This is a genomic window from Pseudoalteromonas sp. Z9A6 (assembly GCF_011378805.1).
Taxonomy (GTDB): Bacteria; Pseudomonadota; Gammaproteobacteria; order Enterobacterales; family Alteromonadaceae; genus Pseudoalteromonas; species Pseudoalteromonas distincta.
In genome coordinates, this window is sequence record NZ_WTKZ01000007.1 from 78,243 (window position 1) to 89,672 (window position 11,430).

Annotated in this window: 7 protein-coding genes; 5 read left to right on the top strand and 2 right to left on the bottom strand. The window is 36.3% G+C overall.

From position 1 onward, the window contains the following. Positions 1–93: 93 nt before the first annotated feature. The 5 genes from GQR53_RS04550 (at position 94) to GQR53_RS04570 (ending at position 9,963) form a co-directional block, all read left to right on the top strand. Positions 94–2,709, top strand: coding sequence for a TonB-dependent receptor (locus GQR53_RS04550; RefSeq protein ID WP_121954055.1), 2,616 nt, complete (start codon positions 94–96; stop codon positions 2,707–2,709). A 746-nt stretch (positions 2,710–3,455) separates the two neighbouring features. After that, positions 3,456–4,331: a class I SAM-dependent methyltransferase gene (locus GQR53_RS04555; RefSeq protein WP_165743012.1), complete on the top strand. Its 876-nt coding sequence runs from the start codon at positions 3,456–3,458 to the stop codon at positions 4,329–4,331. 737 nt (positions 4,332–5,068) lie between these two features. Beyond that, on the top strand, positions 5,069–7,681 hold the full coding sequence (locus GQR53_RS04560; RefSeq protein WP_165743013.1) for a TonB-dependent receptor: 2,613 nt from the start codon (positions 5,069–5,071) through the stop codon (positions 7,679–7,681). 989 nt (positions 7,682–8,670) lie between these two features. Next, on the top strand, positions 8,671–9,549 hold the full coding sequence (locus GQR53_RS04565; RefSeq protein ID WP_165743014.1) for a tetratricopeptide repeat protein: 879 nt from the start codon (positions 8,671–8,673) through the stop codon (positions 9,547–9,549). A 111-nt stretch (positions 9,550–9,660) separates the two neighbouring features. Next, the gene (locus tag GQR53_RS04570) at positions 9,661–9,963 is read left to right on the top strand and encodes an H-NS histone family protein (RefSeq protein WP_002958250.1); all 303 of its coding nucleotides are present in this window, start codon (positions 9,661–9,663) and stop codon (positions 9,961–9,963) included. Positions 9,964–9,981: 18 nt separating this feature from the next. Here GQR53_RS04570 and GQR53_RS04575 read toward each other — a convergent pair whose 3' ends face one another. Both GQR53_RS04575 and GQR53_RS04580 read right to left on the bottom strand, forming a co-directional pair. Next, positions 9,982–10,506 carry a CIA30 family protein gene (locus tag GQR53_RS04575; RefSeq protein ID WP_165743015.1) on the bottom strand — a complete coding sequence of 175 codons (525 nt, stop codon included), beginning with the start codon at positions 10,504–10,506 and terminating at the stop codon, positions 9,982–9,984. Between the two features lie 67 nt (positions 10,507–10,573). Continuing rightward, the gene (locus GQR53_RS04580; RefSeq protein WP_165743016.1) at positions 10,574–11,350 is read right to left on the bottom strand and encodes a hypothetical protein; all 777 of its coding nucleotides are present in this window, start codon (positions 11,348–11,350) and stop codon (positions 10,574–10,576) included. Positions 11,351–11,430: the final 80 nt, after the last annotated feature.

An 11,430-nucleotide genomic window follows, 5' to 3' on the forward strand; every position in this document is an offset into this window, starting at 1 on the left:
ACTATTTGTTTGGTCGCTGTTAATGGCATGTGGCAATAAAAAATAATTAAATAATAGTTGCTTCTATAAAGTTGTAACACCAGGGAGAATCAAATGTTAAATAATCAAGTTTCAAAGGCAGTTCGCTTAGCGATTGCATTTGGTGCAGTATCTACTGCTGCATTTTCGGCAAGCTCGTTTGCTGCAGAAGAAGATAGCGTAGAAAAAGTAGAACGAATTGAAGTTACTGGTTCACGTATTAAACGTACAGATTTAGAAGGTGCTTCGCCAGTAAACATTATTACAGCAGAAGATATGCAGATTGAAGGTAACTTCACTGTGGCTGATGCACTTCGAGGCAGCAGTTTTAACTCATTCGGTTCATTTTCAGAGCGTTCAGGTAGCTCTGCACAATCTCAAGCTACTATTAACTTACGTGGTGCTGGTTCTAGCAGAACGTTAGTTTTATTAGATGGTAAGCGCATGCCGGGTTCACCAACACTTGGTGGTCAATCAGCAAATTTGAACTCAATCCCAATGGCTGCTGTTGAACGCATCGAAATTTTAACTGATGGCGCATCTTCAACTTATGGTTCTGATGCAATGGCTGGTGTTGTTAACATCATCATGAAGAAAAACTATGAAGGTCTTCAGTTCCAAGGCGAAGCAGGACACCGTGATCAAGATGAAGGTACAACTTCAGCTAGTTTCTCGGTAACCGCTGGTTACTCTACAGATAAAGGTAATGTAACATTTGCTTTTGACCACCAGAGACGCGAAGGTATATCTGATGGTGATCGTGATTATACTAAAGCTTCAGCAACAGATCTTGATGGTGATGGCGTAATTCAGGCATACGAAGAGACTAAAGGTTGGTCTATCTACGGTGCGACTGTAGCTTCACCTGATTTTTCAGAGGCTCAAGCATCACCAATATGTGACGACTTAACAGCAGAGTACGGTGAGGATACTTTCCGTAAGTTTGCAGCTGACAATGACTGGGGCAGTGAAGGCTCTACTTACTGTATGTTTGCTTTCGCAAATGTATCTTATAATAAAGCTTCTATCGACCGTAATACTGTTTATTTAGATGCAAATTATGAATTGAATGACGATATAGAATGGTATGGCCGTGCTATGTTTGTTCAAAATAGCTCATTTGGTCGTTATGCTCCACCTGCCGCAGCATGGAATAATTTAGCTGCAGACAATGAAGCAAACCCTTATGATGAAGAAACAACTGGTTACTGGCGTTGGGCAGGTATTGGTAATCGCGATGGTAACGTTGATGATTACAGCCAAGACTACCTAATGGGTTTACGCGGTGATTTAGAGTGGAATAATGCATCTTGGGATGTTTATTACCATACCAATAAAGCTGATAACAAATCTGTAGGTACTTATTACCTTAGCTACGGTGGCTTAGCTTACAACCAAGCAAATGGAATTGATTTAGGTTCTGATGAAGGTGTTGCAAATATGAAAGCAACAACTCTACAAAGCTCATCTTCTACTTTCAATCAATACAATGCCGGCATCGGATTTGATTTGTTTGAATTACCAGGCGGTACGGTAGCGCATTATTTTGGTGCTGAATTTTTAGAGCAAACGTATGCTGATATTTACGATGGTCAGTCAGAAGCTGGTTTAATAGGCGGCTCTGCAGGTAACTCTGCGCTTGGTGATCGTGACATTACCGCTTTCTTTTATGAAGTTGCAATGCCAGTAGTAGATTCTCTAGAAGTTAACATTGCCGTACGTTACGATGACTACTCTGACTTTGGTGATAATGTTGCTCCTAAGATATCTGCTCGTTGGCAGGCAACGGATACTGTTGTAGTACGTGCTTCTTACTCTGAAGCTTTCCGCGCACCAGGTCTTGACCAATTAAATGCCGCTACTACTTTTAGTGCTGAATCAGCGATTGATTACTCTCAAGGTGATACATCGTCTAAGCAAATTGATACATACTACAAATCAAATACAGAGTTAGGTCCTGAAACATCAGAATACACTAACTTAGGTATAGCTTGGGATGTGATTGAGAACTTCGGTGTTAAAGCTGATTACTTTAATTTATCAATTGATGACGTTATTCAAACTAAAACTGTTCAAGGTCTTCTATCGGATGAAGCGGCTGGCAGAATAACTGCTTTCGCACCTGGTTCTGATGTAAGTAATGAAACTTTTTACTTAATACGTTCAGAAACTGGTCGTTTATTAGAAGCTGGTACTGGTTACTTCAACGGCAATGGTTTTGAGATTGAAGGTTTAGATTTAACTCTTTACGGTCATATCGATACTAGTGTTGGTGAGTTCCGCATGAACACTGTAAATAGTTTTGTATTATCTTACGATGAAGAGCGTGGCGGTAGAGTTTATAATACTGCTGGTTGGAGTGGTCAACCTGACTTCAAATCTAATACTACATTAACTTGGGCGCTTGACGACCATAGTGTAGCTTGGAACATGAACTACACGTCATCTACTTCTGAGAATGAAGCACCAAATGAAGATGGTATTTTAGAGCAAGATGGTGAACTTGAAGATTGGTTGATTCATAACCTTACGTACAGCTATAACGCAGGTGTTTATGGTACAGTTCGCTTATCAGTAAGCAACTTAACAGACGAAGATCCTGTACTTACATCTACAGGCGCTTACGATAACGCTGATTTATATAACAACTATGGTCGCGATTACCGTATCAACTATACAATTAACTTTTAACTTGTTAATTTTTTAATAAAAAAGGGCTGAATTTATTCAGCCCTTTTTTTATAAAAATGCTTCGTATTAATGTCTGTTTATGCATCAGGATTTTTAAATGAAAAACTTAAAAACTTCGCGTACTACATACCTAAAATAAGACTATATCCAGAACTTTAAATTAGCAGAAGTAGATAAAGTGAAGGCATCGTTACCATAACAAGCCCTAAGTATAAGAGTGCCTATGATTAATACTGTATATTTTATCTGAAATAGACTGGGTTGCTTGAAGCTAATATGTCCAAATCCTCGCACGAAGATTTTACACCTCTCACTGTACCACTACAAACGCCAACTCGAAAAGAAAATGAAAAATCTCATTCATAATAAAATGCTTTCTGTAATTGATAAAGAGTGTGGTGCAAATATAAGAAGAAATATGAAACAGATTTCTCTAGTAATGCACGACTCTGGAAATAACAACTCAGAATCTGTTTGCTGTGCTACTCATTAGTTACAATTTATATCAGTTGTATTGGCATAGCATAGAGAATGGTTAGGAGGTTTAAGCTAAATTTTATTGAATAAATGTAACTCATTAAAAAGTATAATAATACTCGTTTAGCAGCCAATATTTATATACAATAAAATGAGACTGTACTTAATTATTAGAAATAAAATATCAAATTAAGTGCATAAAAAGCTCGGCACTTGAGCCACTGGCTCTCTATTAAAATCTTCAACTTATCTCAGAACAGGACAAAATAATGATGAAAAACTATTGGAGTGATTATTGGGCTCAAGGCTATCTAACCTCATTTGGACAAGATATAGAGAGTAATTATACGGGTAAATTAAAGTCTTGTTGGTTGGAGTTTGCTGAAAAGTTAAATTTTAATGACAAAGTACTTGATATTGGTACAGGGAATGGTGCTCTTATTCGATTAATTCAAGAGAATAGTAGCGTTCAATTTAATGTCATAGGTGTAGATAAAGCTATTGTTAATGAAAAAGTAGCCGGTATAGAGTCATTAAATATTTTATCTAATGTAAGCGCTGAAGTCTTGCCTTTTGAAACAGCAGAATTTGATGCGATAGTAACACAGTTTGCTATCGAATATAGCGAGTTAGCGAGAAGTATCCCAGAGCTTTTTAGGGTATTAAAGAAAGGAGGTCTATATCAAATTGTGTGTCACGAAATGGATTCGGATATAGTGAAGCCAAATGTACTAATATTAGAGTCTGCAATTCGGGTGCAGAGTGAATTATTAGTTCCTTTAAAACAACTAATAAGCGCACTAAAAAAAGAGGATAAAGATCTGATTAATAGCAATATTTCTATTATTAATGAATATGTGGAGTTAGAAAAAAAGATACACCCACTTGCAATAAAAGGTACCAGGTACACTGATTTTTATCATTTTATTTTAAAGAATAGAAAGATAGATCTCGAGAAAGCTTATTACCTATTTTCTCAAGAGTTAGAAGGGCTGATTTATAGGTTAACTGATTTAAAGCAAGCCGCTTTGAATGCCCAGCAGCTTAAACAACTGTTAGCTTCAAGAGGGGATGTGTATAAAGAAGTTCTTGTTGATTCAAATAAAGAGTATATAGGCACACTTTACAGGGGCTATAAACGCTAAAATTAAGTCTTATTAGCCTATTCTAATATTAATATCCCTACCTGTTAAAAAGCAATAAAATCTCCCCATCTATAATTATCTTGGGGCATATCTAATGAGGCTGTCACTTCAACTGATAGAGTCGCAGCCGTCTTCGTATTCTTTAAACAAAGCTTTATTAAATTGTGTTGTTGAAAGCAAACTTCAAATTTACTCTATAGTCCAACGAATCAGGGCAGTGTTTTAATATCGTTGAGTTATAAAAGTCATTATTTGCGTCACATTGCTCCAGTCATAACGATAGCATATCTCCTATGTTGCTTTGAATAAGGGACAATGTATGTTGCATATTTATACTACTGTTCCCTAAAACTGTGCCTAAGCATTTTTTATCGGGATATCTGTGCGTGCTTCCGGTTCGCTTCTATCTCATCATTTTTTGCTACTTTTATATCTATATTTCTCATCCCTAAAAGAAAATTAGTAATTTACTTAAGATGATTATTAAGATTTAATTTTGCAAAAAAAAACAAAAGTTAATGTTTTGCAATAATGCAATAATGCAAAAATAACATCATGTTTGTTTTTTGTTGCGTTAGAGCGTTGTAAGCGTTGTAAATAAAGGGGTTTATTTGGTTAGCTAAGTGTTGACCTTTTGCATAAGTTGGGACTACTATTCAAATCGAAATAGGTATTGTGATTAATTACAGACCGTTTTGAAAATAAAACAATTAAAATAGTATTCTAGGGAAAATTAAATGTTAAACAATAAAGTTTCAAATGCTGTTCGCTTGGCGATCGCTTTTGGTGCTGCTTCAACAGCAGCTTTTTCTGCAAGTTCATTTGCTGCCGAGACGGGAGTGGATAAAGTAGAGCGTATTGAAGTAACAGGCTCTCGTATCAAGCGAACTGATCTTGAAGGTGCATCACCTGTAAATATAATTACTTCAGCGGATATGAAGGTTGAGGGTAATTTTACTGTTGCTGATGCATTACGAGGAAGTAGTTTTAACTCTTTTGGCTCATTCTCTGAGCGCTCGGGTAGTTCAGCTCAATCTCAAGCTACTATCAATTTACGTGGAGCTGGCTCGAACCGAACTCTTGTTCTGCTGGACGGCAAACGCATGCCTGGTTCACCTACATTAGGTGGTCAATCTGCAAATTTGAATTCTATTCCAATGGCTGCTGTTGAGCGTATCGAAATATTAACCGATGGTGCATCATCTACTTATGGTTCAGATGCAATGGCTGGTGTAGTAAACATCATAATGAAAAAGAATTATGAGGGTTTACAATTTCAAGCTGAAGCCGGTCATCGCGAGCAAGATGAAGGTACTACCAATACAGGCTTTTCTGTAACGGCAGGGTACTCTACCGATAAAGGTAATGTAACAATTGCATTCGATCATCAAAAAAGAGAGGGGATTGCTGATCGCGACAGATCTTATACAGCACCACAACTAATCGACCGTGATGGTGATGGTACTATTCAAGCATATGATGAAACTGTAGGCTGGTCTTGGTATGGCGCAACAGTTTTATCACCTGATTATTCTGAGGCACAAGCATCTCCAATTTGTGCAGATCAAGCTGCAAAATATGGTGACGATGCGTTTAAAGAAATAGCAGCAGATACTGATTATGCACCAGGCTCTAATTACTGCATGTATGCGCACGCTAATGTATCTTATAATAAAGCTTCTATTGATCGTAATACAGTTTACATAGACTCAAATTATGAGTTAAGTGATTCAGTTGAGTGGTACGGACGTGCAATGTTTGTACAAAATAGTTCATTCGGCCGTTACGCACCGGCTGCTGCACAATGGGCATCATTGAGTGCTGATAACCCAGTAAATCCTTATGGCGAAGATGGAGCATTAGGTTTATGGCGCTGGGCTGATTTAGGTACGCGTGATGGTAATGTAGATGATTATAGCCAAGATTATTTAACTGGTTTACGCGGAGATTTAGATTGGAACAATGCTACTTGGGATATTTATTTTCATACAAATAAAGCTGATAACAAATCGGTTGGCACCTATTACCTGAGTTATGGTGGGCTTGCACATAACGAAGCGAATGGTATTCCTCTTACATCAGACGTTGGTGTAGCTAATATGAAAGCTACCACTTTACAAAATTCATCATCAACATTTAATCAAATTAACGCAGGTTTTGGCTTTGATTTATTTGAATTACCAGGTGGCGATGTAGCACATTATTTTGGAGCTGAGTATTTAGAGCAAACTTATGCCGACATTTATGATGGTCAATCTGAGGCAGGACTAATCGGTGGTTCAGCCGGTAATAGTGCTAGAGGGGAGCGTGATATAACAGCCTTTTTCTACGAAGCGGCTCTACCGGTTTCAGATTCAGTTGAAGTAAATTTAGCTGTTAGGTATGATGACTATTCAGATTTTGGCGATAATTTAGCACCAAAAGCTTCAATTCGTTGGCAGGCAACGGATACTGTTGTTGTTCGCGCTTCATATTCTGAGGCATTCCGTGCTCCAGGTTTAGATGAATTAAATGCTGCAACAACATTTAGCGCTGAGGATGCAACAGATTTTGCTCAAGGAAGTACATCAGATCAGCAAGTTGATACATATTATAAATCTAATCCTGATTTAGGCGCAGAAACTTCAGAATACTTAAACTTTGGAGTTGCTTGGGATATTGTTGAAAACTTTGGCGTTAAAGTAGATTACTTTAATTTATCAATCGATGACGTAATACAAACTAAAACCGTTCAAAGTTTATTATCAGATGAGTCGGCAGGCTTAATTTCTTCGTTCTTACCTGGGTCAGATACATCTAATGAGACCTTTTATCTAATCCGTGCTGAAAATGGTCGCTTACTAGAAGCTGGTACGGGATATTTCAATGGTAATGGTTTCGAAATTGAAGGTCTAGATTTAACTCTGTATGGTAATATTGATACTAATGTAGGTATGTTCCGCTTTAACTCTGTCAACAGCTTTACCTTTTCTTATGAGGAAGAAGTTGGAGGTAGGGTCTATAATACAGCGGATTGGAGTGGCCAGCCGGATTATAAATCGAATACAACGATAAGTTGGTCATTAGATGAGCACAGTGTTGCATGGAATATGTCTTACACAGCATCAACATCTGAAAATGAAATTCCAAATGAAGATGGTGTATTAATTCAGACTGGTCGCTTAGATAGCTGGTTGGTTCATAATCTTAACTATACCTATGATGCAGGTGATTTAGGCTCGATCAGTCTTGCTGTTAATAACCTAACAGATGAAGATCCAGTTCTAAATTCTAAGGGTGAATATACAAACCCTGAGTTGTACAACAACTACGGTCGTGACTATAGAGTTAGCTATACTATAAAATTCTGATAGCAGTAACCAAATGCAGAATTTATTTAGTAATGCCGTTCACTTAAGGTGAGCGGCATTTTTGTTTCTGGTATACCATTGCTTTCAGGGCTTGGCTGATTCTGACGAAACTTCCTCTCCTAAAAGCCGTAAAAGTAAGCTTTCTGTGGTCGCATAAAATAACTAGGTATTATTGCCGCTACTAAGGAATATACTAACCTTATTATTTTAAATAAACGACTAATAAAACTCAGTTGGTACCGTAAGAAATCTCCCTTAAGTGTGTTGTGCACCCCATTATCTGTATGTAAAAAACTTCTTAATATTAATAGATTATCAAGCATATAATGCTTTTTCTTGATGACCAATTATTATATAAGTTGCTAATATTCGGCTGATAGGTAACGCATTGGCTCTGTCATCAAGGTCAGTATACTTATGATTTTCTTTTCGATTAACTAACCTAGCAATAAGTATATAAGGAAGCCTTGGTTAACTGGCTCAATGTAAGTTGAATTGATTTATCACTTATGCTAATGCGTTAATAACTTTATATAGAATATTCTTTAAGTGGAATTTATAAATGAGATTTATTATCAGCTTTTTGTCATTATCAATAACTATGCAGATCAAAAATCAAACTGTTGATTCTAATGTCAGCCTTCTTTACCTTAAAGTAACAACCCTGGTCATTTTATAAGTTTCTTAGGTGAGCGATAAAGGAAGCAAGTCTACGAGTTTTTCTACTTAATAGGTTTGATGTTATTAATAATTTTGAGTGAGCTAGAAGTTTGCATTAAAAAACCTGAATTTCTCAAAGTAATTCGCCTCTCACATAGCCAAGGAGCTATTCAAGAGCTCTCAAAGCTTCTGTATTTAACTTTTTATTTTTAATTAAAGTTGGAAATACCTTAATTATTGATTATATTAAATGTTGTATATAATTTAAACTTAGTATTTTATAGAGTTTAAGACTGATTAATGGATATAATTCTTATAAAGAGGGAAATATGAAAGCGATAGTAAAGTTACTGCTCATTTTCAGTGTATTACTGTTTAGTCAAAATGGCCGTTCAGAAGAAATTACTGAGTGCGATACAAAAGTATGTAAGCAACGTTTTAAAGATTTTAAAAAATATGCGCGCAAAGATATTCCACAGGCGACGGAGGTATTAGGGACATTTTATTACAAAGGGTATGGTATAGAAAAAAATCATAGTAAGGCACGACGTTATTTTTTGAATAGTGCGAAATATGGAAGTCCCACAGCCCAATTTAAACTAGGGTTAATGTATTTAAATGGTGAAGGTGGAAATGTTGAAGTTAAAAAAGGAATTAATTGGTTAGAGTGGGCTGCTAAAAATGACGTTACTGCAGCAAATTACTTTTTAGGTCTATTTTATATTGATGGTAAGCTAATTGATAAAGATTATAAAAAAGGTAAGACTTATTTAGAGGCTGCGTCCAATGATGATTATCATAAAGCTCAGTTTGTTTTAGCAAAGTATTATGAATTAGAGGAAAATAACCAAGAAAAAGCTGTTGAGTATTATAAAAAGTCAGCATATTTTGTAGAAGAGTCTAATCTTCGTTTGATCTCTTTAGGTATAAAATTGCCACAAACAGATCCTAACTTATCAATTGAGAGGATTGAAGTTAAATCAGAATCGTTAAACGACATGTTCGATGAATTACTAGCTGCACTGAGATATATACCTGCTCCAGGCAAACCTACGGGTTCAAATGTAGTTGGAATGGGTTGCCGAAATCAAGATTCCAATTGCGGATTTATTGTCGATCCAACTGAAATTGAAAGATTTATAAGAGATATGCAGTGGCAGTTTTCTGATCCAACATTAACACAGGCTATGAGGCCAGTTGATTTGTAATATTTGACTTAAATTTAATATAACATAGTAATTTAAAGTATTACTTGGTTTGTTCTAACGTATTAAATTACAATACTATCAAACTTGATTTACTTATTTAGTGAGATACAAATGAAAGAAGTCCGATCTTTTATTAAAACAGCATCATTAACAGAGCTTGAAAAAGCTCAACAGCTTATCAATGATGCAATTTCAAAATATACCCAGCAGCAAAAAGCGAAACAGGAAGTTTTGGATCTTTTAAAAGAAAAAGGACTTACGCTAGAAGATTTACAAGATGGAGCATCAGACAAGCGCACCAAAGTTAAGCCTAAGTACCGTATGGAACTTAATGGTGAGACTATTGAATGGACTGGCCGTGGCCGTCGTCCTAAAGCGTTTGAAGGTGTTGAGCTTGAAAAGTTTTTAGCTTAAAGCTAAATATAAGAGAAGCTAGCTTTTAAACTCAATTTTACCCACTTCAAGTTTAAATTTACCTTCTTGCTTGCCTGCAATAATAAAGCCTAGCTGTTTTATATCGTCAAAATCAATAATCGGTTGTTGCTCAAGCACGCGGCCGCGATACGTTAAAGTAAAATCACTCGGAGCAAAGTTTATATCTACCCATTCATTTTTTACTGTTTTAAATGAGTGAGTGTACGCTGCGCCATTAAGGTAATTGGTAGTTCTGAGCCTAAGCTGATAGGTTTGTCCATCACCTTTAACACGCAGCGCTATAGCTTTAGTATTTTGGCTTTGTGTATTTAGCTCTGTACGTATTGATGCAAAACCGCCGTTATTATCAAGCGAAACATTGCCTGTAAAAAGCAAACTTTCTTGAGTTTGTGTTACTTGGCTATTAGATACACCGCCCATTACTGAGTCGTTAATAACGTACCAGCGCTGGTTTGCATTCGCTTGTGCACTTACAACTAATAAATTAAATACAAAAAGTGAGGATAGTTGTTTGGTGATCATGGCTTACTCCTAATTACTTTAAGCTTATCAATACGGATAAACATATTATCTGTTCACTTATTTAAAGCTAATTATTTTTACGGCTCCATTTTTTCATGATTTTTTCAAATATAATTTCTTTATCAGTTTTATCCTCAGGGCAGGGTTTACCGCTACCTTGAGGCATACCATTGCTACCAAATACGGTGGAAGTATCAATTAAATAGCATTTACCATTAAATTTTTCTAATCGTCGTGTGCCTGTTGTATTTTGGCTAATAACTTCTGAATTATCAGATTTTACTGGTGTTTTAATTGTGGGCTTATTGTTTATTTCTTCATTTCCAGAGCTTTTATCTTCACCAAAGGAGACCATTTTTTTATGAGTCATATTATTTACAGGAGTGCCAAATAGCGGCGCGTATGGATTTAGCTTTTTAAATGTTTGAGAGGCTTTTGTTATAGACTCTGAAGGCGCGGCTACCAGGGGTCCAACAGGTTTTACAGAGGCTTTTTTAAGCTCTGTTTGTGCCTTTGGTAACGTGATGGTTTTGGCTTGCGTTTTTTTAGTTGCCCTTACTTTGGCTTTTGTAGAATCTTTTTTTATAGGTGTAGTGTTAGAGGTCGCTGAATTTGGTGCATCAGTTTTAGTGTTTACAGTTTTTATATCAGGCGCATTGGTTGTTGTAACAACTGAGCTTAGCTTAGGTAGGCTTGCTAAATTAACCGTAACATAGGCCTGTATTATTGCGTTTTTTTCCTCCTTTGGCGGCGCAACTTTAATAGATTGCGAAAACAAAAAGTACAACACAATAGCGTGTATACACAACGAGATAACCCACGGCCATGCATTCCCTTTATTCACATCAAATCCTCAACATAATAGTGCTGTTATGAGTCAATAAAATACATTTAGTTCACCTAAAGTTAATGTGTTTTACTTTG